General features: G+C 66.1%; 16 protein-coding genes. 11 read left to right on the top strand and 5 right to left on the bottom strand.

Annotated features, from left to right (window positions below):
* Positions 1 to 102 precede the first annotated feature (102 nt).
* The 6 genes from RUH75_RS05130 (at position 103) to RUH75_RS05105 (ending at position 10609) form a co-directional block, all read left to right on the top strand.
* Entirely contained in the window at positions 103 to 1107 is a 1005-nt protein-coding gene (locus RUH75_RS05130) for a sulfotransferase (protein WP_313802836.1), read from the top strand.
* Positions 1104 to 2438: a pectate lyase gene (locus tag RUH75_RS05125; protein ID WP_313802834.1), complete on the top strand. Its 1335-nt coding sequence runs from the start codon at positions 1104 to 1106 to the stop codon at positions 2436 to 2438. Before RUH75_RS05130 ends, RUH75_RS05125 begins: the two co-directional genes overlap by 4 nt.
* A complete protein-coding gene (locus RUH75_RS05120) occupies positions 2435 to 3601 on the top strand; it encodes a glycosyltransferase family 4 protein (RefSeq protein WP_313802832.1) in 1167 nt (388 codons plus the stop codon). Before RUH75_RS05125 ends, RUH75_RS05120 begins: the two co-directional genes overlap by 4 nt.
* The gene (locus tag RUH75_RS05115; RefSeq protein ID WP_313802830.1) at positions 3598 to 5286 is read left to right on the top strand and encodes a type I secretion system permease/ATPase; all 1689 of its coding nucleotides are present in this window, start codon (positions 3598 to 3600) and stop codon (positions 5284 to 5286) included. Before RUH75_RS05120 ends, RUH75_RS05115 begins: the two co-directional genes overlap by 4 nt.
* Positions 5286 to 6647, top strand: a complete 1362-nt coding sequence (locus RUH75_RS05110; protein ID WP_313802828.1) for an HlyD family type I secretion periplasmic adaptor subunit — start codon at positions 5286 to 5288, stop codon at positions 6645 to 6647. The genes RUH75_RS05115 and RUH75_RS05110 overlap by 1 nt, the downstream gene beginning before the upstream one ends.
* Before the next feature lie 224 nt (positions 6648 to 6871).
* Positions 6872 to 10609, top strand: a complete 3738-nt coding sequence (locus tag RUH75_RS05105; RefSeq protein ID WP_313802826.1) for a cadherin domain-containing protein — start codon at positions 6872 to 6874, stop codon at positions 10607 to 10609.
* A gap of 9 nt (positions 10610 to 10618) precedes the next feature.
* Here RUH75_RS05105 and RUH75_RS05100 read toward each other — a convergent pair whose 3' ends face one another.
* Positions 10619 to 11128, bottom strand: coding sequence for a flavin reductase family protein (locus tag RUH75_RS05100; RefSeq protein ID WP_313802824.1), 510 nt, complete (start codon positions 11126 to 11128; stop codon positions 10619 to 10621).
* 83 nt (positions 11129 to 11211) lie between these two features.
* Between RUH75_RS05100 and cofE the strand changes: the two genes are divergently transcribed.
* The 3 genes from cofE to cofC are packed head-to-tail and all read left to right on the top strand — an operon-like array spanning position 11212 to position 13477.
* On the top strand, positions 11212 to 11970 hold the full coding sequence (cofE, locus tag RUH75_RS05095) for a coenzyme F420-0:L-glutamate ligase (RefSeq protein WP_313802822.1): 759 nt from the start codon (positions 11212 to 11214) through the stop codon (positions 11968 to 11970).
* On the top strand, positions 11967 to 12902 hold the full coding sequence (gene cofD / locus RUH75_RS05090; protein WP_313802820.1) for a 2-phospho-L-lactate transferase: 936 nt from the start codon (positions 11967 to 11969) through the stop codon (positions 12900 to 12902). Before cofE ends, cofD begins: the two co-directional genes overlap by 4 nt.
* Positions 12899 to 13477, top strand: a complete 579-nt coding sequence (gene cofC / locus RUH75_RS05085) for a 2-phospho-L-lactate guanylyltransferase (RefSeq protein WP_313802818.1) — start codon at positions 12899 to 12901, stop codon at positions 13475 to 13477. The genes cofD and cofC overlap by 4 nt, the downstream gene beginning before the upstream one ends.
* A gap of 185 nt (positions 13478 to 13662) precedes the next feature.
* Here the strand turns inward: cofC and RUH75_RS05080 are convergent, their stop codons facing one another.
* Positions 13663 to 15924, bottom strand: a complete 2262-nt coding sequence (locus tag RUH75_RS05080) for an NADP-dependent malic enzyme (protein WP_313802816.1) — start codon at positions 15922 to 15924, stop codon at positions 13663 to 13665.
* 137 nt (positions 15925 to 16061) lie between these two features.
* On the opposite strand from RUH75_RS05080, the gene mutS reads away from it, so the two are divergent.
* On the top strand, positions 16062 to 18713 hold the full coding sequence (gene mutS, locus RUH75_RS05075) for a DNA mismatch repair protein MutS (RefSeq protein WP_313802814.1): 2652 nt from the start codon (positions 16062 to 16064) through the stop codon (positions 18711 to 18713).
* A 9-nt stretch (positions 18714 to 18722) separates the two neighbouring features.
* Positions 18723 to 21482 carry a [protein-PII] uridylyltransferase gene (locus RUH75_RS05070; RefSeq protein ID WP_313802812.1) on the top strand — a complete coding sequence of 920 codons (2760 nt, stop codon included), beginning with the start codon at positions 18723 to 18725 and terminating at the stop codon, positions 21480 to 21482.
* A 91-nt stretch (positions 21483 to 21573) separates the two neighbouring features.
* Here RUH75_RS05070 and RUH75_RS05065 read toward each other — a convergent pair whose 3' ends face one another.
* The 3 genes from RUH75_RS05065 to xth are packed head-to-tail and all read right to left on the bottom strand — an operon-like array spanning position 21574 to position 23926.
* Entirely contained in the window at positions 21574 to 22074 is a 501-nt protein-coding gene (locus RUH75_RS05065) for a L,D-transpeptidase family protein (protein ID WP_313802810.1), read from the bottom strand.
* On the bottom strand, positions 22071 to 23129 hold the full coding sequence (gene ribA / locus RUH75_RS05060; RefSeq protein ID WP_313802808.1) for a GTP cyclohydrolase II: 1059 nt from the start codon (positions 23127 to 23129) through the stop codon (positions 22071 to 22073). The genes RUH75_RS05065 and ribA overlap by 4 nt, the downstream gene beginning before the upstream one ends.
* A complete protein-coding gene (xth, locus tag RUH75_RS05055) occupies positions 23129 to 23926 on the bottom strand; it encodes an exodeoxyribonuclease III (RefSeq protein WP_313802806.1) in 798 nt (265 codons plus the stop codon). Before xth ends, ribA begins: the two co-directional genes overlap by 1 nt.
* Positions 23927 to 24293: the final 367 nt, after the last annotated feature.

The raw sequence follows: 24293 nt of genomic DNA, 5'->3' as shown, positions 1-24293 counted from the left end.
TTGAAATGACCTTGGGACTGACGGGATAAATGCGCGGCACTCGACGCGTCGCCGGAGCGGCGGGACGCGACCCCGTGACAAGCCCGTGACAAGGATGAGTTGGTGACGGATACGGTCCTCCCCCTGCGCAATGCCGAAACCCCGATGGGGGTGGAGCAGCTCGTCAAAACCGCCGCGCCCGCGCCCGAACAGGCTGCGGTCAAGCTGATCTATGTGGCCGGCTATGGGCGGAGCGGGACGACCCTGCTCGATATCGCGCTGGGCGAGCATCCGGCGATCATGGGCGCGGGCGAGGTGACGACGCTGGCCCGGCATGTCTGGGACAATGGCGAATATTGCGCCTGCGGGGCACGGGTGCGGGATTGTCCGGAATGGAAGGCGATCGTCGCGCGATGGGTACAGGGGGAGCCGGAAGGGTTCCTGGCACGCTATCGCCGCACGCAGGAGCGAACCGAAGGGCTGGTGGCGCCGGGGCGGCTGCTGCGCTGGCCCGGCTGGCGGGATCATAAGCGCAGGACGCTCAAATTGCTGCGCGGCATGGCGATGGTGTCGGAACGGCCGATATTGGTCGATTCGTCCAAGCTGCCTGGACGGGCCTTCGCGCTGGCGGCGATGCCGGGGATCGACCTGCATGTCGTGCATGTGGTGCGCGACGGGCGCGGAGTCGCCTGGTCGTTGATGAAGGGTCACCGGCGCAGCGTCGAAAGCGGCGTGCAACGGGAACTGCGGCCCAAGCCGCTGCTCTACACGGCCCTGCGCTGGTCGATGGTCAATCTGGCGGCTGAAATGCTGTGCCGCCGGGTGGGAGCCAAGCGCAGCATCCGCGTGCGATACGAGGATTTCGTCGACGATCCGCGCGGCATCATCGGCCGGATCGTCGCGCTGGTGGGCGAGGAGCCGCATATCCCCGCGACCGATCTTGCCCCGTTCGAGCCCCAGCATCAGGTCGCGGGAAGCCGCCATCGGATGCAGAAGTCGCTCACCATCCGGGACGACGACAAGTGGAAGCGGGAAATGCCGGGTTGGAAGCAAAGGCTGTTCACGCTTTTGTGCGCGCCCTTGCTGCGGCGTTACGGCTATTCGCTGCGCAGCGGAGACGGTTCATGAGGCGGCCCTTGATCGGCATATTGCTGCCTGTCGTGATGGCGGGCTGTTCGGGCGCGGGCAATGAATCGCAGGCGCAGCCGGTGAAGGGCGAGGCCGCCTTTCCCGGCGCGGTCGGCTATGGCGCGGCGGCCAGGGGCGGGCGCGGCGGGCGGATCATCGCCGTCGATACGCTGGCCGATAGCGGCGCGGGGTCGCTGCGTGCCTGTATCGACGCCGCGGGACCGCGGGTGTGCGTGTTCCGGGTGAGCGGGGTGATCCGCTTCACCAGCCGTCCGCCGGTGATCGCCAATCCCTGGCTGACCATAGCCGGGCAGACCGCGCCGGGCGGGGGAATCGTCATCACCCATGCGGGCGGCGAGGAAGGGCGCACCCCGATCCTGATCAAGAACACGCACGATATCGTCATCCGCCATATCCGCGTCCGCAACGACCGCACCGGCACGCATCGCGGATCGGAAGACAGCTTCACCATCGAGAACAGCCGTCAGGTCATCATCGACCATGTGAGCGCCAGCTGGGCGCGGGACGAGCTGATCAACGGCTATGGCGACAATGACTGGGTCACGATCAGCAATTCGATCTTCGCCGAGGGGATTCCGCGCCACGACAAATGCGCGCTGCTGGCGAGCGATCCCAGGGGGCCGCAGCATCTGAGCTTCATCGGCAATATCTGCGCCCATAATGGCGACCGCAATCCGGACCTGAATTTCCCGCCCGGCTCCTGCGCGGAGGTGATCAACAACATCCTCTACAACGGTCAGTCCGAATTCGCCGAGATCTGGGAGAGCTTCGGCGGCGTGCCCGTCTCGCTGATCGGCAACAGCTTCATCGCGGGCAGGAACACCCGGCCCGACACGGTGGGCGTGGCGCGCAACGTCATGGGGTCGAAGGGGATCGCGAAGGTGTATCTGGCCGACAACCGGTTCGACGGTGATTTCGTCCATGTCTCGCCCTTGATGGAGCAGGCGAAAGTGGGCAGGCCCCCCTGCCCCGCCACCATCGCGGCGGAACCGGCGGACGCCGCTTATGAGGCGGTGCTGGGCAGTGCCGGGGCCTTCCCGCGCGATCCGTTCGACCGGCGGATCGTCCATCAGGTGCGCGAGCGCAAGGGGCATATCGTCAGGCAGCCCGGCCTTATCGATGAGCCCGCGCCCGGCCCGCCCTATCCCGATGCGGATGGCGACGGCATGGACGACCGCTGGGAAGCGCAGCATGGCACCGATCCGCGCAAGGCCGATCCCTGGGGCGATGCGGATCGGGATGGCGTGGCCAATCTCGACCAGTTTCTGGATCAGCGCTCGCGTGAGCTGATGGATGGGGGGGCGCTATGAATGCCCCCCTGCCCCGGCTGCTGCCCGATGACGCGGCGGAGGACAAGCGCCTGCGCATCTGCTTCCCCTTTTCCGGGGACAGCATCGGCGGCAGCCATATTTCGGTGCGCGGGCTGATGGAGCATCTCGACCCGGCGCTCTACCGGCCGATCGTCGTCACTGAAGTCCCCGGCGGCATGATCGCCAGTTTCTTCGCCGGGCATGAGCGGATGGACGATCCCGGAGCCAGGGGGCTGTTCGTGCCGGGCGAGGCCTTCACCCTGCGGAAGTTCGCGCGGACCCTGACGGGCGTGCTGCCACGCGCGCGTTTCCTGCGGCGCCAGCGGATCGATATCGTCCATGTCAATGACGGACGGAGCAGCGCCAATTGGGCGCTGGCCGCGCGCATGGCGGGCGCGAGGCTGATCTGGCATCATCGCGGCGATCCAAACGCACTCGGTTTGCGTTTTCTGGCGCCCGCGCTGGCGCATCGGGTGCTGGCGGTGTCCTCCTTCGCGTTGCCGCCGGCGGGCATCTGGTCGGCGCGGGGGCGCTCATCGGTGGTGCACAGCCCGTTCGACATCAGCCTTGAGGTCGACCGGGCCAAGGCGCGCGATGCGCTGGTGCGCGAATTGGGCGTGGCGCCGGAGACGCTGCTGCTGGGCTATTTCGGTGCCTTCGTGCCACGGAAGCGGCCCTTGCTGTTCGTCGACATGATCGCGCGGCTGAAGGCGATGACCGGCCGACCCGTGATGGGCCTGATGTTCGGAGAGGCACGGGTGCCCGCCATGGATGCCGCCCTGCGCAAGCGGATCGGGGACAGGGGCGTCGACGATCAGCTGAGGCTGATGGGTTATCGCACGCCCGGCCCCTTCTGGATCGCGGCCTGCGATCAGCTGGTGGTGCCTGCGGTGGGCGAACCGTTCGGGCGGACATTGGTGGAGGCGATGCTGGTCGGCACGCCGATCGTCGCGGCGCGGTCCGGCGGCAATATCGAGGCGCTGGAGGGCGGCATCGGGATATTGGTCGAGCCGGATGATGCCGATGCTCTGGCCCGCGCCTGCGGGAATCTGGGCGACGCCCGCGCCATGGCGCTGGCGGCACAGGCCGATGCGCGAAGCCGCTTCAGCGAAGCCGCCCATTGCGCCAAGGTCAGCGCGATCTACGAAGCGCTGCGGCCATGATCGGCGCGGTGAAGCGGCATTTCCTCTGGGCGGCGTTGTTCAGCGCGCTCGCCAATCTGCTGTTCCTGGCGCCGACGCTCTACATGTTGCAGGTCTATGACCGGGTGGTGCCGACACGGGGCGCTGCGACGCTGGGGTTCCTGACGCTGGTGCTGCTGCTGGCCTATGCCACGCTGTCGCTGCTGGAATATATCCGCTCGCGCATTTTGGTGCGGGCAAGCATCGGGCTGGACCGGCAGCTGGCGCGGACGCTGATCACGGCGACGCTGCGACAGCAACCGACGGAACATACCGGACGCAGGAGCCGCCAGCCGATCCGCGAATGCGACCAGTTGCGCCAGGCGCTCACCGGTCCGGCGATGTTCGCTCTGTTCGACGCGCCGTGGACGCCGATCTACATCATCGTCTGCGCGCTGATCCATCCGCTGATCGGGTTGATGGCGCTGTTGGGAAGCCTGATGCTGGTGGCTGTCACCTGGGCCAGCGACCGGGCGACGCGACAGCCGCTGTTGCAGGCCAATGCCGCGGCGAACCTGTCCTACAGCAGCCAGGAACAGACGATGCAGGGCGCCGAGGCGGTGCGGGCGCTGGGGATGCAGTCCGCCATGGTGCGGCGGCATCTGGCAGAGCGCGAGGATATGCTGGCCTGGCAGGCCGACGCCAGCTTCGCCGCGAGCAGCCGCATGGGGCTAAGCCGGTTCCTGCGCAATGCGTTGCAGTCCGGGGCGTTGGGACTGGGCGCCCTGTTGGCAATCGATGGGCAGATTTCGGGCGGGGCGATCTTCGCTTCCTCCTTCCTGCTGGGACGGGCGGTGGCGCCGGTCGATCAGCTGGTGGGAAGCTGGCGCAGCTTCGTCGCGGCCCGGGGCTCTTATGGGGAGATCATGGCCTGGCTGGACGGGGCCGTGGACGATGGGCCGCAGACCAGCCTGCCGCGTCCCAAGGGCCGGGTCGATGCCGAGCGGGTGTCGATCGAGGACCCGCATTCGGAGCGGATGATCCTGAACAATCTGTCCTTCACCATCGCGCCGGGAGAGATGGTCGCGGTGATCGGGGCGAGCGGCGCGGGCAAATCCACGCTGGCGCGGCTGGTGGCGGGGGCAATCACGTGCCACCAGGGGGCAATTCGCATCGATGGCGCGGAACGGTCCCAATGGGATGGCGACGCGCTGGCGGTGCATATGGGCTATATGCCGCAGCAATTGTCGCTTTTCGCTGGGTCGATCCGCGACAATATCGCGCGCTTTGCCGATCCCGAGAGCGATGAGCGGATCGACGCCGATGTCATCGCGGCGGCGCAGATATGTGGCGTGCATGAGATGATCCTGCGCCTGCCGCAGGGCTATGACACGATGTTGGGCTGGGGCGGCATGGGGCTGTCCATGGGGCAGACGCAGCGCATTGCCCTCGCCCGCGCGCTGTTCCGCGATCCGGCGGTGCTGATCCTGGACGAGCCCAACGCCCATCTCGATTCCGATGGCGAGGCGCAGCTGATCGCGGCGCTGGCGAAGGCCAAGGCGCGGGGAGCGGCGATCATGGTGACGGCGCACCGCACCGGCCTGCTGGGACCGGCGGACCGGATATTGGTGCTGGACAATGGCCGGATGCGGATGAGCGGACCCCGCGATCAGGTGCTGGGTGCGCTGACCCGGCCCCGGCCCGAACCGGTGGCTGGGGTGGCGTGATGTTGATGCGGACGCCGCGCGCCCTTCTGCTGCCCGCGCCCTATGCGCCGCCGGTGGTGGCGGTCGATCCCCGGCCCGAAATACGCTGTGGGCTGGTGGTGGCGGCGGCATTCTTCCTGCTGTTTCTGGGCTGGGCCGCCTTTGCCCGGCTGGATGCGGCGGCGCTGGCGCCGGGACGGACGACCGTGGCGGGACAGAGGCAGAGCGTGCAGCATCGCGATGGCGGGATCGTCGCGGCGATATGGGTGAAGGAAGGGCAGAAGGTGCGGCAGGGCGATGTGCTGATCCGGCTTGCCGCGCCTGCCGTGGCGGCGCAGGAACGGGTGCTGGCGTCGCAGGCGATCTGGCTGATCGCGCAACGCGCGCGGTTGCGCGCCGAGCAGGCGGGGACGGCAATCGAAACGCCGGTGGAATTCCGTGCCTTGACCGGCGACGATCGCGCCGATGCGGAAGCGGCGATGCGCGCGCAGGGCGCGCAGATGGCGGCACGATCCGCCCTGCTCAACACGCAACAGGGCGTGGCGCTGCATGAAGGGAGTCAGGCGGGAAGCCAGGCGGTGGGCTATCGCGAGCAGGTCGCCGCCGTGATCGAGCAGGAAAGGCTGATCACGGATGAGCTGGAGAGCCTGCGCGCCGTGGCCGAAAAGGGCTTTGTCAGCAAGACCCGCATCCGGTCGCTCGAGCGCGCCAGGGCGGACCTGATCGGGCAGCGCGGGCGGTTGCAGGCGGCGCGGGACAGTTCGGCCAATATGGTGGGCGAGGCGCGGCTGAAGGCGCTGGAGGCGAAGCAGAATTTGCAGGAGAAGGTGACGGCGGACCTGCGCGATACCGAAGCGCTGCTGGGCGACGCGCTGCCCAAATGGAGCGCGGCGCGCGATGAACTCGCCCGCACGCAGGTCCGCGCGCCGGTCAGCGGCACCGTGGTGGGCCTCAGCGTCCATACGGTGGGCGGTGTCATCGCGGCGGGGCAGGTGCTGATGGACATCGTGCCGCGCGATTCCGCCGTGGTGATCGAAGCGCGCTTTTCGCCCACCGACGTGGATGATCTGGCGGCCGGGCAGAAGGCGGAGGTGCGCTTTGCCGGTTTTCCGGGACGCAGCCTCCCCATCATCGAAGGCAGGGTGATGCGCGTATCGGCGGACAGCTTCGTCGAGGAAAAGACGGGGGCGGCCTATTTCGTGGGCGAGGTGACGATCGCGCCCGACCAGATCGCCGTGATCCGACAATCCCGGCAAGGCGATTTCGCGATGAAGCCGGGCATGCCGGTGGAGGTCGTGGTGCCGCTGCGGCGACGGACGGCGCTGCAATATATGGTCGATCCGCTCACCGACACGATGTGGCGGTCTTTCCGGGAACAATAGCTGGCGAGAGCGATTTCAAGTCAGATTGAATATCTGACGACTCGGAAATCGCGGCAAACAAAGGAAAATAGAGTCTGTTCCGATTCCATCTGATCGGAACAGACTCTAAGCCCATCGGCGCACTCCCAATGGAGGGCATTCTATCCCTATGCCCCCACCGCGCGTCCCCCGTTTGAGGGTAGAGATTTGCGACCTTTCATGAGGACGCAGGACAGGGGGCGACCATGGCAAACTATTTCAACGCGGTAGGTAGCCAGACCATCACGGGGGGCGGCGAGAAGGACCAGTTTTTCGCTTTCACCCGACTCGCCAACCTGGATTCCGTGCGCCCCGACGCCGTGATGGCGCAGCTTGTATGGAACTCCGCCATCCTCACGGGCAGCGGCGCGGCCTATCAGCTGAGCGGCACCAACATCCAGATTTCCACCGACCTCTATCTGGGCGGTCAGGGAACGGACGTCATCTACGGGTCCAACCTCAATGACGCCGTCTTCTACAATAATGGCGTTATTTCGGGCGGGTTCGGCAGCTTCGACAATATCGAGCAGTTCTGGCTGGCCGATGGCGACGATATCATCGACCTGTCGGCCCATGGAGCGGGCGGGGTCGATTATGCCAAGGACGTGCTGGTCCAGGGCGGCGCCGGCAACGACATCATCATCGGCGGCGCGGGCAAGGACAATCTTCAGGGCGACGACGGCAACGACATCATCTTCGGCTGGCGCGGCAGCGACACCATCTCGGGCGGGGCAGGCGACGATATCCTCTATGGCGACGATCTGGGCTTCAACGCGATTTCCGGGGATGACACGATTGACGGCGGGACCGGCAACGACATGCTGTATGGCGGTCGGGGCAAGGACAAGCTGACCGGCGGCGATGGCAACGACCGGCTCTATGGCGGAGCGGGCGACGACAATCTGGCCGGCGGAGCGGGCGACGACATTCTTTATGGCGACGACGACACCGCCTCCGGCAGCGATGTGCTGCATGGCGATGCAGGCAATGACCAGCTCTATGGCGGGCTGGGCGGGGATGAGCTTTACGGGGATATGGGCGACGACTGGCTCGATGGCGGGGCCGGGAACGACTATATGCACGGCGGCGCCGGCAATGACGCCATCGTCGCCGGTGCCGGGAACGACGTGATCGACGGCAGCGCCGACATCGACACCGTCGTCTTTTCCGGCAACCGCGCGGACTATGCCTTCACGCTTCAGACCGACGGCAGTTTCATCGCGGTCGACCAGCGCGCGGGATCGCCCGAAGGCACGAAGACGATCCGCAATGTCGAATATTTCCAGTTCGCGGACATGACGACGCCCTCGACAGGGTTGAACGCCCCGCCGGTGATCACCTCCAACGGCGGCGGCGCGACGGCGGCGCTGGCCATCGACGAGAACGGCACGGCCATCACCACCGTAACCGCGACCGATCCGGATGCCGGGCAGACCATCGGATTTTCGATCGTGGGCGGGGCGGATGCGGCCTTCTTCTCGATCGATCCGGTCACGGGCGAGTTGCGCTTCATCACCGCGCCCAATTTCGAGAGTCCGGCCGATGCCGACGGCGACAATGTCTATCAGCTGACCGTGGCCGCCAATGACGGCAATGGCGGAGTGGACACGCAAACACTGTCCGTCACCGTTCAGGACCTGCCGGACGGCTTTGCGCCGGTCATCACCTCCAATGGCGGCGGCGCCAGCGCGGCCGTCACGGTCGATGAGAATGCGATGGCCGTCACCACCGTGACGGCGACCGACGCCGATGGTCCCTTGATCCGCTATGCGATCGTCGGCGGAGCCGATGCCGCGCTGTTCGCCATCGACGCGACGACGGGCACGCTCGTCTTCAAGACCGCGCCCGATTACGAGGCGCCCGCGGACGCCAATCACGACAATGTCTATGACGTGATCGTCGAGGCCAGCGACGGCGACAATATCGACCAACAGACACTGGCCGTCGCCGTCGCCAATCTCAATGACAATGCGCCGGTGCTGACCTCCTATGGCGGGGCGGCTTCGGTGGCCCTGTCGGTGGCGGAAAACAGCCTGCTCGCGGCCACGGTGCAGGCGGGCGACGCCGACGGCGCGGCGCTCAGCTACTCGATCAGCGGCGGCGCGGATGCATCGCTGTTCACCATCGATGCCGCGACCGGCGCGCTCAGTTTCACGACCGCGCCCGATTATGAAGCGCCCACCGACAGCAATGGCGACCGCATTTACGATGTGGTCGTCACCGCCAGCGACGGCACCAACGCCGTCGCGCAGACGCTGGCGATCGCCGTCACCAATCTCAACGACAATGCGCCGGTCATCACGTCCCATGGCGGTGGCGCTTCGGCGGCGATCAGCATGGCGGAGAATGGCAGCGCGGTCACGACCGTCACTGCCACCGATGCGGACGGCACGACGCCCGGTTTCGCGATATCGGGTGGCGCCGATGCCGCCCTCTTCACCATCGACGCCGTGACGGGCGCCCTCTCCTTCAGCAATGCGCCGGACTATGAGAACCGGCTCGATGCCGATGGCGACGGCGTCTATCAGGTGATGGTCCGCGCGACCGACGGCAGCAATGTCGACGATCAGCTGCTCTCCATCACGATCACCGACGTGGCGGAGGGGGGCAAAACCATCACCGGTTCCTCGGGCAACAACAGCATCAACCCGACGACCACCGTGCTGGCCTATCAGACGACCGCGCTCAACGACACCATCTATGCGCTGGCGGGCAACGACATCATCGATGGCGGCGCGGGCGCGGACAGCATGGACGGCGGCGCGGGCAACGATATCTTCTATGTCGATACCTATTCGGACGACGGCTTCGCGGGGAATGACGACAGGGTGATCGAACTGGCGGGCGGCGGCAGCGACCTGGTTTATGCCTCCGTCAGCTACAGACTGGCCGCCAATGTCGAGAAGCTGACCCTGACCGGCGCGGCGGCGATCAACGGCATCGGCAATGAACTGGCCAACACCATCACCGGCAATGATGCGGCGAACATGCTCTCAGGCGGACTGGGCGCAGACATATTGTACGGCATGGGCGGCGCCGACACGCTGGACGGCGGGGACGACAACGACAATCTGTTCGGCGGCGACGGCAATGACATGCTGACCGGCGGGCTGGGCGACGATTATCTGGATGGCGGCACCGGCGCCGACAGCATGACCGGGGGGCTGGGCAACGACACTTATATCGTCGACAGCTGGTCCGATGACGGCAATGGCGCCAATGACGATCTGATCTTCGAACTGACGGGCGAAGGCACCGATCAGGTCAACGCCTCCGTCAGTTACAGGCTGGCTGCCGAGGTCGAGAAGCTGGTGCTGACCGGCACCGACGCTATCGACGGCACCGGCAATGATCTGGCCAACACCATCACCGGCAACAGCGGCAATAACGGCCTTTGGGGCGGCCTGGGCAATGATACCATGCTGGGCAATGGCGGCGACGACCGGCTTTATGGCGAGGACGGGCAGGACAGCCTGGACGGCGGCGCGGGCAACGACCTGCTGGATGGCGGGCTGGCAGGCGACACGCTGAAGGGTGGCGCGGGCAGCGACACGCTGATCGGCGGCGCGGGCAAGGACATGCTGACCGGCGGGACCGAGGCTGACATGTTCGTCTTCAACCGGGGCGACACGACGCTCAACACGGCAAGCTATGACCGGATCACCGATTTCAGGGCAAGCGAGGGCGACCGGATCGACCTGGATTTCCTGAACGGCGGCATTCCGGCGGTCGATTATGCCGAAGGAGCCATCGTCACCAATAATTTCTCCGATGCGCTGGCCGCCGCCAATATGACCGCGGGGGTCAATCATGTGACCTTCATCGCCGGGACGACCGACGGCTGGGTCTTCTACGACGCCAATGGCGATGGGGCGTTCGACCAAAGCGTGCTGCTGGTCGGCGTCAACACGCTGGCGGGCGTGGATTCGGGCAGCTTCTTCTGACGGCGGCCGTCAGCTCAACTGCGCGAACTCGCCATAGCCGCCCTGGAAGAAGAGCAGCGGCTTGCCCGGCGTTTCCACTTGCAGCCCCACCACGCGGCCCAGCACGATATAATGGTCGCCTGCCTCATGCACCGCTTCGAGCTGGCAGTCGATCCAGGCGACCACCCCGTCCAGGATCGGCGATCCGTTGGTCGAGACGCGATGCGACACGCCGGAAAATTTGTCCCCGCCGCTGGCCGCGAACTGCCTGCACAAGGGCCGCTGATCGCTGGCCAATATGTTGACGCAGAATTTGCCCGCCTTTTCGATGGAGGGCCAGCTGTGCGAGGTCTTGGCGGGAAAGAAGGCCACCAGCGGGGGATCGAGCGAAACCGAGGTGAAGGACCCCACCACCATGCCGGTCGGAAGATCGCCCGTCCCCGCAGCCGTGACCACGCACACGCCGGTCGGATAATGGCCGAGGACGCGCCGGAAGGTCGCACCATCGAAGGCCGTGATTTCTGTGCCTGTTGAGTTCATATGTCTTCTCTTCTCGACTTGGCAGGGGCATGGCAAGCAAAAGCCGACCTACCTTAAACCGGCGAGCTGGGCTACAGCACGGCATGATCGCGATTCATCCCTTATTCGATATTCCTGAAATCCGCGAGGGCGACGATCTGGCGGCACTGTTGGGCGACAGCCTTGCCGCGGCGGGCCTGATGCCGTTGCAGAGCGGCGACGTGCTGGTGGTCACGCAGAAGATCCTGTCCAAGGCTGAAGGGCGGATGATCGATCTCACCACGGTCGAGCCGGGGCCGGACGCGCAGGCGCTGGCGGAAACCACCCGCAAGGATGCGCGACTGGTCGAGCTGGTGCTGCGCGAAAGCAGCGCCGTGGTCCGCGCCGTGCCCCATGTGCTGATCACGCGCCATCGCCTGGGCCATGTGATGGCGAACAGCGGCATCGACCGGTCCAATATCGGGCCGGGGGACGCCGAACGCGCCCTGCTTCTGCCGCTTGATCCGGACGGGTCGGCGCGGCGTTTGCTGGACAGGTTGGCGCCAGGCGGGACGGCCGGGATCGGCGTCGTGATATCCGACAGTTTCGGGCGGCCTTGGCGCCATGGGGTGGTGGGCGTCGCGATCGGCGCGGCGGGCCTGCCCGCTCTGGTCGACCGGCGCGGCGAGGAGGATCGCGACGGCCGCCGGCTGGAAGTGACGCAGATCGCCCTGGCCGACCAGATCGCCACCGCCGCGACGCTGGTGACGGGCGAAGGCGCCGAAAGCGTGCCCGCCGCCCTGATCAGGGGTCTGGCCCTGCCCGATGGCGACGCGGGAGCAGGAGCGCTGGTCCGTCCGCCGGAAGAGGATCTGTTCCGGTGAGCGGCCGCATCGTCGTGCTGACCGGCGGCGTGGGCGGCGCCAAGCTGGTGCTGGGGCTGATGCAAGTCTGCCCGGCCGAACAGATCACCGCGATCGTCAACACCGGCGATGACTTCCGGCATCTGGGCCTTGCCATCTCCCCCGATATCGACACGCTGCTCTATACCCTGTCCGGCAAGGCCAATGCCGCGCAAGGCTGGGGCCGCGAAGGCGAGACATGGACCTTCATGGAGGCGCTGAAATCGCTTCGCGGCGAGGACTGGTTCCTGCTGGGCGATGGCGACATGGCGTTGCATGTCCTGCGGTCGCATCTGCTGGCGTCGGGCGAGACGCCGAGCAGCGTGACGGCCCGCTTTGCCGCCGCCTGGGGCCTTGGCCTCGACATCCTGCCGATGAGCGACGATCCGGTCGCCACCCATGTCGCCACCGATCAGGGCGACCTGCCATTCCAGCGCTATTTCGTCGAGCAGCGGTGCATGCCCGCGGTGCGCGCCATTCGCTTCGACGGCGCCGGGACCGCCCGCCCCGCCCCCGGCGTGATCGAGGCGATCCGCGACGCCAGCACGCGCGCGATTCTGATCGCCCCCTCCAATCCGTGGCTGAGCGTCGATCCGATACTGGCCGTGCCCGGCATCCGCGACGCGCTGGCCGCTGCTGGCGCGCCGGTCGTCGCCGTGTCCCCCATTGTCGGCGGGCAGGCGGTCAAGGGACCCACCACCAAGCTGATGGGCGAACTGGGGCTGGCCGTCACCAATGCGGCGATTGCCGATCATTATGCGGGGGTCATCGACGGCCTGCTGGTCGACCAGCGCGACGGGGGAGCGGGCGTGGGCATCGCCCATGCCGTGACCGATACGCTGATGAAGACGCTGGACGATCGCGCGCGCGTCGCGCAGGCTGCGCTGGAGCTGGCGGAACGGATCGCCGGTTGAACATCTGGATCGTCATCCCGGTAAAGGCGCCCGCCGCCTGCAAGACCCGGCTGTCATCCGTGCTGGACGAAGCGGGACGGCGCGACCTGGTGGCGGACATGCTGCACCGGACGGTCGAAGCGGCGGCGACGGTTGCGGGGATGGACCGACTGCGGCTGCTGGGGCCTTCGCGGCACGGGCTGCCCAAAACGATCGGCCTGCTGGATGATCCGGGCGGCGGCCTCAACCCTGCCCTTGCCGGGGCGCGGGACGCGGCGCTGGCGGCGGGGGTGGAGCGGCTGTTGTTCCTGTCCGCCGACCTGCCATGGGTCGAGGCGGGGGATGTGGCTGCGCTGCTGGAGGTTTCGGGCATTGCCGCGGCGCCCGATCTTTGCGGTCAGGGCACGAATGCGTTGTCGCTGCCGCTGCCGCAAGCGGCGGATTTCCGGTTTCACTATGGCGAGGGAAGCTTTGCCGCGCATCGGGGCGAGGCGGAGCGGCTGGACCTCCCCTTCTGCGCCGTCGTCCGGCAGGGCCTTGGCTTCGACATCGACCAGCCCGGCGATCTGGCGGGCTGGGAACGGCGGGGGATTTAGGGGTAGGAAGCGGACGGGCCGCTTAGCTGAGCATTCCTTAATAGGCGCCGTGTTCCTGCGCAGGCATTCGAACGAGACGAGTGGCTCGTGAGAACCCAGTCCCGCCCTCACTTCGCCCTGGCAACATCTGAACTGGGCTCCTGCCTGCGCAGGAGTACGTTACGCTTGTCCACAAATGGCCAAATTCAGACCGCGACGCCGGCCGCCGCCAGCACCGCCAGCGTCAGGATTTCCGAAGCGTTGGAGGCCATGGTGGCGATCTGCACGGACTTGTCCATGCCGACCAGCAACGGCCCGATCATCGTCGCGCCACCCAGTTCGCGCAGCAGCTTGGCCGAGATATTGGCGGACTGAAGCCCCGGCATCACCAGGATATTGGCCGGGCCCGACAGGCGGCTGAAGGGATAATTCTTCATCACCGTCGGATTGAGCGCCGCATCGACGGTCATTTCGCCTTCATATTCGAAATCGACATCGCGCTCGTCCAGCAGCTTGATGGCTTCGCGCATGTTTTCCAGGAAGCTGCCCGGCGGGTTGCCGAAGTTGGAATAGGACAGGAAGGCGACGCGCGGATCATGACCCATGCGACGGGCAACCGCGACCGTTCCCTCGGCAATATCGGCCAGTTCGCTGGCCGAGGGACGCTCATTGACCGTGGTGTCGGCCAGAAACACCGTCTTGTCCTTCGACACCATGACATGGATGCCGAAGGGGGTACGCCCCGCCGCCGGGTCCATCACCCGCTTCACCTCGCGCAGCGTCTGGGCGAAGGGCCGGGTCATGCCGGTGATCATCCCGTCGGCATGGCCCATCTTGACCAGCAGCGAACCAAAGATGTTGCGGTCGCGGTTCACCATCCGCTCGCAGTCGCGGCGCAGATAACCGCGGCGCTGGAGCCGCTTGTAGAGCAGGTCGACCATCTCCGGCACCAGCGGCGAATTGACGCTGTTGTGCAGTTCGAAGCTCTCCGGCTCCCGCACGCCCAGTTCCTTGAGCTTGTCATAGACATGGGCGCGGCCGACCAGCACCGGAATGCCATAGCCAAGGTCCCGGAACTGGATCGCGGCGCGCAACACCACTTCCTCTTCGGCTTCGGCGAAGACGACGCGCTTGGGATTCGCCTTCGCCACTTCATAGGCGGTGGTGAGGACCGAGGTGGTGGGGTTGAGCCGGGCCTTCAGCGACTGGCGATAGGCCGCCATGTCCGCAATCGGCTTCTGCGCGACGCCGGTTTCCATCGCCGCCTGCGCGACGGCGGAGGGCACGACCTCCATCAGGCGCGGGTCGAAGGGAGCCGGGATGATGTAATCCGGACCGAAGCTGTGCGAACGGCCATAGGCCTTGGCCACCTCCTCCGGCACCTGTTCGCGCGCCAGTTCGGCGATCGCCTTGGCGGCGGCGAGCTTCATCGGCTCGTTGATCCCGGTCGCCCGCACGTCCAGCGCGCCGCGGAAGATGAAGGGGAAGCCAAGGACGTTGTTGACCTGATTGGGATAATCAGAGCGACCGGTGGCGACGATGGCGTCGGGGCGAACCGCCTTGGCATCCGGAGGTGCGATTTCCGGATCGGGATTGGCCATGGCGAAGATGATCGGCCTGTCCGCCATCGACTTCACCATGTCCTGCGACATGGCGCCCGCGACGGACAACCCCAGGAACACGTCGGCGCCCTTCACCGCTTCGGCGAGCGTGCGCGCATCGGTCTTGACCGCATGGGCCGACTTCCACTGGTTCATGCCCTCGGTGCGGCCCTGATAGATGACGCCCTTGCTGTCGCACATGGTGACATTGTCATGCGGCACGCCCAGCGCCTTGATGAGTTCGGTGCAGGAAATCGACGCCGCACCCGCGCCATTCACCACCACCTTCATGTCCTTCATGTCGCGGCCGGTCAGCATCGCCGCGTTGATGACGCCCGCCGCCGCAATGATCGCGGTGCCGTGCTGGTCGTCATGGAAGACCGGAATGTTCATCCGCTCCTTCAGCGTCTGTTCGATGATGAAGCATTCGGGCGCCTTGATATCCTCAAGGTTGATGCCGCCGAAGGTCGGCTCCATCAATTCGACCGCGTCGATGAACCTGTCGACATCCTCGGTCTTGAGTTCGATGTCGATGCTGTCGACGTCGGCAAAGCGCTTGAAGAGGACCGACTTGCCTTCCATCACCGGCTTGGACGCCAGCGCGCCGAGATTGCCCAGGCCCAGGATCGCCGTGCCGTTGGAGATCACCGCGACCAGATTGCCCTTGGCGGTATAGTCATAGGCCGTCGCCGGGTCCTGCGCGATGGCGCGCACCGGCACGGCGACGCCGGGCGAATAGGCAAGGGAAAGGTCCCGCTGGGTCGCCATTGGCTTGGACGCGATGATCTCGATCTTGCCGGGGCGTCCGGTCGAGTGGAAGAACAGCGCCTCGCGCTCGGAAAATTCCACATTCGACTTATCGGTCATGGCTGCACCCACCTTTTTGAACAACGCCCTTGGCCCTAGCGGCAAGAATATCTTGTGGGCAAGTGCGAGAAGCGCAATTTTCCTGCTGTTTTCGCAGCCTCTGGCCTGAGCCTCCGGTTCGGGCTATCCGCTTCGTCATGGCGAGAACGATCGACACATCCACGCAACAGGCGACGCCTATGATGGCGCAATATCTTGCGCTCAAGGCGGAGGCGCAGGACTGCCTGCTCTTCTACCGCATGGGCGACTTTTTCGAACTGTTCTTCGAGGATGCGAAGGCGGCTGCGGCGACGCTGGACATCGCGCTCACCAGCCGCGGCGAACATGCCGGCGTGCCGATCCCGATGTGCGGCGTGCCGGTGCACAGCGCGGAATCCTATCTGGCGCGGCTGATCAAGGCGGGACACCGCGTCGCCATTGCCGAGCAGACCGAAACCCCGGCCGAGGCCAAGGCGCGCGGGTCGAAGTCGCTCGTGGCGCGGGCGATCGTCCGTTACGTGACGGCGGGGACGCTGACCGAAGAGACGCTGCTCGATTCCCGGCGCGACAATATGCTGGTCGCACTGGCGCAGGTCGGCGGCGAGGAGGCGGGCGAATATGGCCTTGCCGCTGCCGACATTTCCACAGGGCGGTTTGAAACGTTGACCTTGCGGGCGGCTGACCTTGCCGCCGAACTGGCGCGGCTACGGCCGAGCGAGATCGTGTTGCCGGACGGGCTGGAGCTGGAGCTGCCCGATTCCCATCCCTTCGACCGCGCCGCCTTTTCCAGCAGCCGCGCCGAAACGGCGTTGAAGCGCATTTTCAGCGTCGCCACGCTGGACGGATTCGGCCAGTTCAGCCGCGCCGAACTGGCGGCGATGGGGGGCCTGCTCAGCTATCTCGACCATGCGGGCAAGGGCACCCTGCCCTTCCTGGCCCCGCCGATGCGCAAAACCAGCGGCGCCCATGTCGCCATCGACGCGGCGACGCGCGAGAGTCTGGAAATCACCGCCACCATGAGCGGAACGCGGGCGGGCAGCCTGCTCGGCGCGGTCGACCGGACCGTCACGGGCGCGGGCGCGCGTTTGCTGGCGCAGGATCTGTCCGCGCCGCTGATGGATCAGGCCGCGATCGAGGCGCGGCTGGGTCTGGTCCAGCTGTTCCACGATGATGGCATGCTGCGCGACCAGTTGCGCGTGGCTCTGCGCGCCCTGCCGGACATTGGACGTGCTCTGGGCCGCCTCGCCATGGGCCGGGGCAGCCCGCGCGATCTGGGACAGCTGCGCGATGGCCTGAGCGAAGCAAGGCTGCTGCGCGAGCGGCTGGGGCGGCTACCCGACCAGCCGCTGCTGCTGGTCCAACTGCTCCCCGCGCTCGACGGACATGGCGCGCTGGTCGACAGCCTGTCGCGCGCCCTTGTCCCCAGCCCGCCGACCGAAACCGCCAATGGCGGCTATGTTGCGGACGGTTATGACGCGGCGCTCGATGAGTTGCGCCGTCTGGCAGGGGACGGCCGCCGCGCCATCGCCGCGCTGGAGGCCCGGTATCGCGAGCAGACCGGCATCGCTTCGCTCAAGATCAGGCATAATGGCGTGCTGGGCTATCATGTCGAGGTCCCCGCCCGCGCCGCCGACCAGCTGATGCAGCCGGACAGCGGCTTCACCCATCGCCAGACGCTGGCAGGGGTCGTGCGCTTCAATTCGGTCGACCTGCACGAACAGGCAAGCCGCGTCGCGCAGGCGGGCGCCCATGCGCTGGTCGCTGAAGCCGCGCATCTGGAGGATCTGATCGAGGCCACCCTCGCCCGCAAGGCGGAGATCGCGCGCGCTGCCGATGCCCTCGCCCGGCTCGACGTGGCGGCGGCGCTGGCCGAACGCGCAGCCGAAGGGGGCTGGCAGCGGCCCCATTTCCTGGCGGACGATGGCGAGGGGCCATGGCTGGAAATCATCGGCGGCCGCCATCCGGTGGTCGAGGATGCGCTGCGCCGCGAAGGACAACCCTTTGTCGCCAATGATTGCCGGCTGGTGGCGGGTGACCGGCTCTGGCTGGTCACCGGTCCCAATATGGGTGGTAAATCGACCTTCCTGCGGCAGAATGCGATCATCGTCATCCTCGCTCAGACCGGGGCCTATGTGCCCGCGCAGTCCGCGACCCTGACTCTGGTGGATAGACTGTTCAGCCGCGTCGGCGCGTCGGACAATCTGGCGAAGGGCCGTTCGACCTTCATGGTCGAAATGGTGGAAACCGCCGCCATCCTCGCGCAGGCGACCGAGCGCAGCTTCGTCATCCTCGATGAAGTCGGGCGCGGCACATCGACCTATGACGGTCTGGCGCTGGCATGGGCGGTGGTGGAGGCGGTGCATGAGGTCAATCGCTGCCGCTGCCTGTTCGCGACGCACTATCATGAACTGACCCGGCTGGCGGAAACCTTGTCCTCGCTCTCGCTCCATCATGTCCGGGCGCGGGAGTGGAAGGGCGATCTGGTGTTGCTGCACGAAGTCGCGGAAGGACCGGCGGATCGGAGTTACGGCTTGGCCGTGGCGCGCCTTGCCGGGCTTCCCCCTGCGGTCCTCAAGCGGGCGAAGGACGTTCTCGCCCGCCTCGAAGCGGGCAAGGCGAAGACCGGCGGCATTGCGGCGGGGCTGGATGACCTGCCCCTGTTCGCCGCCGCCACCGCGCAGGTAGAGGAGAAGGGCGATCCCCTCCGCGCCGCGCTGGAGGGGATCGACGCCGACGCGCTTTCCCCCCGCGAGGCGCTCGATCAACTATATCGGCTCAAGCAACTGGCAGCAGCCGGTCAGGACGGCTAAATACAGCTTATGGTCATGCAGTTTCCAAAATTGGGGTCCAGGCGGGCGATCATCGACCGACGCGCCATTTCCGACCGCATCAACGCCCTGGCGCAGGAGCATCGGGGCGACCAGATGAAGCTGCGCGGCCTGATCGTGAAGGAGCTGAAAGCCGCGCTGGAGGCCGGGCGGGAGGACGTCGCCCGGCGCCTTGACCAGAAACCGACGCGCGGGCGGGAAACCGTGACCGCTTTCGCCTTCCTGGTCGACCAGATTCTGCGGCTGCTCTACGACGCGACAACGCATCATCTCTACCCCGCAAGCAATCGCAGCACCGGCGAGCGGATCGTGCTGATCGCCGTGGGCGGCTATGGCCGGGGCGAAATGGCGCCGCACAGTGACGTCGACATCGGTTTCATCACCCCCTGGAAGCCCACCGGCTGGACCGAGCAGGTCATCGAATCCATGCTCTATTCGCTGTGGGATCTGGGATTGAAGGTCGGGCATAGCAGCCGTTCGATCGACGAGACGATGCGCATGGCAAGGGCGGACCTGACCGTCCGCACCGCTTTGCTGGAGGCGCGCTACATCTGGGGCGACCGTCCGCTTTATGAGGAGGTCGCGACCCGCTTCGACGCCGAAGTGATGCAGGGCACCGCCCGCGCCTTCGTCACCGAAAAGCTGGAGGAACGCGACGAGCGCCATCGCCGCATGGGGGACAGCCGCTATGTCGTCGAACCCAATGTGAAGGAGGGCAAGGGCGGACTGCGCGACCTGCACACGCTCTTCTGGATCGGCAAATATGTGAACCGGGTGAAGTCGGTCGACGAACTGGTCGATGTCGGCCTGCTGACCGAAACCGAGCTGCGCCAGTTCCAGAAGGCGGAGGATTTCCTCTGGGCGGTGCGCTGCCACCTGCACATGATCACCGGGCGGGCCGAAGACCGGCTGACATTCGACCTCCAGCTGGAAACCGCGACGCGGATGCACTTCACCGGCCGTACCGGGCGGTCGGGCGTCGAACGCTTCATGCGCTATTATTTCCTGAACGCGAAGACGGTGGGCGATTTGACCGCCGTGTTCCTGGCCCATCTGGACGACCAGATGGCCGAGCGCGGGCGCCGCTATATTCCCAGCTTCTTCCGTCGGCCCAAGAAACTGGACGGCTTCGTGCTGGATCGCGGGCGGCTGGCGCTGCCCCATGAGAATTTCTTCCAGGACGATCCTGTCCGGCTGCTGGAGATTTTCGCGCTGGCCGACAAACATGGCCTCGCCATCCACCCCAGCGCCATGCGCGCCGCCAGCCGCGACGCCAGCCTGATCAGCGCCAGGATACGGCGCGACCCACGCGCCAATGCCGCGTTCATGGAGGTGCTGACTTCCCCCCGCGACCCGGAAACAGTGCTGCGCTGGATGAACGAATCGACGGTGTTCGGCCGCTTCATCCCGGACTTCCGCCGCGTCGTGGCGCAGATGCAGTTCGACATGTACCATCATTATACGGTGGACGAGCACACCATACGCGCCGTCGGCCTGCTGGCGAAGATCGAGAAGGGCGAGCTGGCGGGCGATCATCCGCTGGCTAACGAACTCATGGGCAAGCTGTTGTCACGGCGGGTGCTCTATGTCGCCGTGCTGCTGCACGATATCGCCAAGGGCCGTGGCGGCGATCACAGCATATTGGGCGCCGAAGTCGCGGAACATCTCTGCCCGCGTCTGGGCCTGACGCCGGCGGAAACCGAAACCGTGTCCTGGCTGGTGCTGCACCATCTGCTGATGTCGGCCACCGCCTTCAAGCGGGATCTGGCCGATTACAAGACCATCCTCGATTTCGTGGACGTGGTGCAAAGCCCGGAGCGGCTGCGGCTGCTGCTGTGCCTGACCGTGGTCGATATCCGCGCGGTCGGACCGGGCGTGTGGAACAGCTGGAAGCGGCAATTGCTGGGCGATCTTTATGAGGCCGCCGAAGAAGTGCTGCGCCTTGGCCACAAGCAGAAGGGGCGCAGCGAGCGGGTCACGGCCAAGCAGCAGGCGCTGCGGCAGGCGCTGGGCCTGTCCGAAGCGGATTTCGAGCAGCTCATCAAGCGGCTGCCCGAAAGCTACTGGATCGCGGAACCCGAGGATATCCTGATCCACAATGCGCAACACATATTGCAGGCGGGCGATTCCCCGCTTTCCATCGCCGCGCAATATTATCCGCAGCGTGGCGCGACATTGGTGACGGTCTATGCCGCCGACCATCCGGGGTTGTTCTACCGGATTGCGGGCGCCATCCATCTGGCGGGTGGGAACATCATCGACGCGCGCATCCACACCACGCGCGACGGCGTGGCGATCGACAATTTCCTGGTCCAGGACCCGCTGGGCGGCGCGTTCCACAGCCCCGAACAGCTGACCCGCATCCGCAAGGCGATCGAGGATTCGCTGGCCAACCGCCATCGCATGATCACCAGGCTGGAGGCGCGCCCCCTGCCCCGCACCCGCGCCGAAGCCTTCCGCATCGAGCCCAATGTGCTGATCGACAACAAGGCGTCGAACCGCTTCACCGTGATCGAGGTGAATGCGCGGGATCGCCCGGCCCTGCTGTTCAGCCTGGCCAATGCGCTGTTCCAGTCCAAGGTGACGGTGCACAGCGCCCATGTCGCCACCTATGGCGAGCGGGCGGTGGATACTTTCTATGTGACCGACCTGCTGGCGGGCAAGATCGAGAGCAAGGCGCGGTTGCAAACGCTGGAGCGGCGGCTGCTGGAAGCGGCTGGCGGCGAGGTGGCGGAGCTGGAACGGGTTTAGGCATTCGTTCTTGGCGCACCGTGCTCCTGCGAAGGCAGGAGCCCAGTTCTGATGCCTGGACCGTGCTCCTGACTCACAGGCGCACGGTGCGCTAAACAATCTCCATGACGTCGCCGGGCGCCAGCAGCGGCAACAGGCGCAGCATATCCGCCCGCTCCACCGCCACGCAACCAGCGGTGGGACGGCCTTCGGACAGGTGGAAGAAGATCGCACTTCCCTGCCCCGGCACCGGCGGCGCGTCATTGTGGCCCAGCACCACGATCACATCATAGGCATCGTCATCGCGCAGCAGATTTTCCGCCGAGAAAGCGCGCGGCAGGTGAACCGGCCGATTGTAAGCCGGATCGTCCGCATCATCGGACCAGCCATCCCCTTCCCGCACCCAGCGCCACGGCAGGCGGAGGCCGGCGGCCTCCACCTTACCCGGCCGCAACAGCACGCCCCGGATCGGCCAGACGCCCAGAGGCGTGCAGCCATCGCCTTCGCGCTTGTCCTCTGCCGGGCAGGCGCCGCTACGCCCGATCGTGCAGGCCATATCGATATCGCCGCAGGAAAGACGTCCCGCGCCCGTGTCGACGCGGACCACGCTCACAGCTGATGCCCGGTCCGGTCGCGCTTGGTGGCCAGATAGCGCTCATTATGCGGATTAGCGGGCAGGATGATCGGCATCCGCTCCACCACCTTGATACCGGCCGCTTCCAGCCCTGTCACCTTGTTCGGATTGTTGGTCAGCAACCGTACCTCACCCACGCCGAGCAGGTCGAGCATCCGCGCCGCCACCGAAAAATCGCGCGCATCGATGGCAAAACCCAGCCGCACATTGGCATCGACCGTATCGAAGCCCTGATCCTGCAAGGCATAGGCGCGCAGCTTGTTGACGAGGCCGATGCCCCGCCCTTCCTGCCGCAGATAGAGCAGGATGCCCCAGGTTGAATCCGCGATCTGGTGCAGCGCTTCGTGCAATTGCGGTCCGCAATCGCATTTCAGCGACCCCAGCACGTCGCCGGTCAGGCATTCGCTGTGCAACCGGATCACCGGCGGCGTGGCATCGCGCTGGCCGACGATCAACGCGACATGCTCGCGCGGCTCGTCGGGGCTGCGGAAGGCGATGATCTCGGCGGTTTCGCTGGCCGACACCGGCAGCCTGGCCCGCGTCGCGATGGCGAGATGCACGGCATCATCATAGGCGTCCACATCGTCGGCGCCGACCTCCGCCTCCGCCTCACCGTCCGTGGTCGCAAAATAGGCAGGCAATATGCCCGCCAGCCGTGCCAGCCGCAGCGCCGCCTTGGCCGCCAGCGGCGCGGCCAGCGGTTTCGCCATGAACGGACCTTTGAGCGGCGAAGCAAGGTCCAGCACCGGATCGGAGATCGCCGTCGCCACGTCGACGTCGATCCACGGCGCCCGGGCCACCAACACCGGCATGTCGGGGTCGGCCGCCGCGATCTGGTTGGCGAGCTTCAGCGTCTGCGCCCGTGCGGCGGAAATCAGGATATCCGCCTCCCCCGCCGGATCGAACCCGGCCAGCGTCACCGCATCCGCGCCCTCCACCGCCATCAGGCGCAATGCGCCATCAGCGGCACCGACCCTCACTGCCCAACCGCGGCGCAGCGCATCAATGGCGCGGGCAGCGGCGCGCGCGCCCATCAGAACGCAAATTCCGTGATGATCGGCACATGGTCCGACGGGCGAGTCCAGCCGCGAATGGGTTCGACCACGCGGTGGCTGACCGCCTTTTCCGCGACATCCTGCGTCATCCACATATGGTCGAGCCGCCGCCCGCGATCCGATTCCGCCCAGTCGCGCGCCCGATAGCTCCACCAGGTATAAAGCCGCTGCGGGGCAGGGAAGAATTTGCGGCCGATATCGATCCAATCATTGGATTCCTGCAACCGCGCCAGAATTTCGCATTCGACCGGCGTGTGGCTTACCACGTTGAGGAGCTGCTTGTGGCTCCACACATCGCATTCCATCGGCGCGATGTTGAAGTCACCGGTCAGGATGGTCGGCTTGTCCTCCAATTGCGAGGACCATTGAATCATGCGCTCCAGGAAATCGATCTTCTGCCCGAATTTCGGATTCACATCCCGGTCCGCCACATCGCCGCCGGCGGGCACATAGACATTCTCTATCCTGACCCCATTGTCCAGCCGCACGCCCACATGCCGCGCTTCCCCATTGGCCTGCCAATCGAGCCGGTCATCTTCGCGGATCGGAATCTTCGACAGGATCGCGACGCCATGATGCATGGGCTGGCCGTTCAGCACCTGATGATTGTAACCCCGCTGCCGGAACAGTCCCGCCGGGAAGGTGTCGTTCACGACCTTCGTTTCCTGAAGGCAGAGAATGTCGGGCGACTCCTCGGTCAAGAAACGCTCGACGATATCGAGCCGGGCACGGACGCTGTTGATGTTCCACGAAGCGATGCTGAGTGTCTGGGACATGGCTGATCCACTAGGATCCTCCGCAGCCATGCGCAAGGGTGACAAGGATATGACCGTTTGGGCCGGGCTTCGGCTCAGGGTGGAGCGAAAATAGTGGATTTCGAGAACCGGCGCGCAGCGACCTTCAGGGTCGTGAGCCCCCGAAGCGCAGAAAGCCGCTATTTGCAGCCCTCCCTGAGCCGAAGCCCGGCCCAAACGAAAAGACCCCCGCTCCGGGGGCATGGAACGGGGGCCTCGATCGCGCCCTTGAAGCGCTTTGCGGCGAAAGCGGGGTGCCGGGTAACAGGGGGGAAATCCCGGTTGCGTCTCGCGCCGTGGAGTCCTTCTTAGGGGCCGGGATATGAGCCTGAGATGAACGATTCTGAAA

Source organism: Sphingobium sp., assembly GCF_032153725.1.
In the GTDB taxonomy this organism is placed as follows: Bacteria; Pseudomonadota; Alphaproteobacteria; order Sphingomonadales; family Sphingomonadaceae; genus Sphingobium.
Note: the sequence above shows the minus strand (reverse complement) of the source record. Positions and strands in the feature narration are given on the sequence as shown.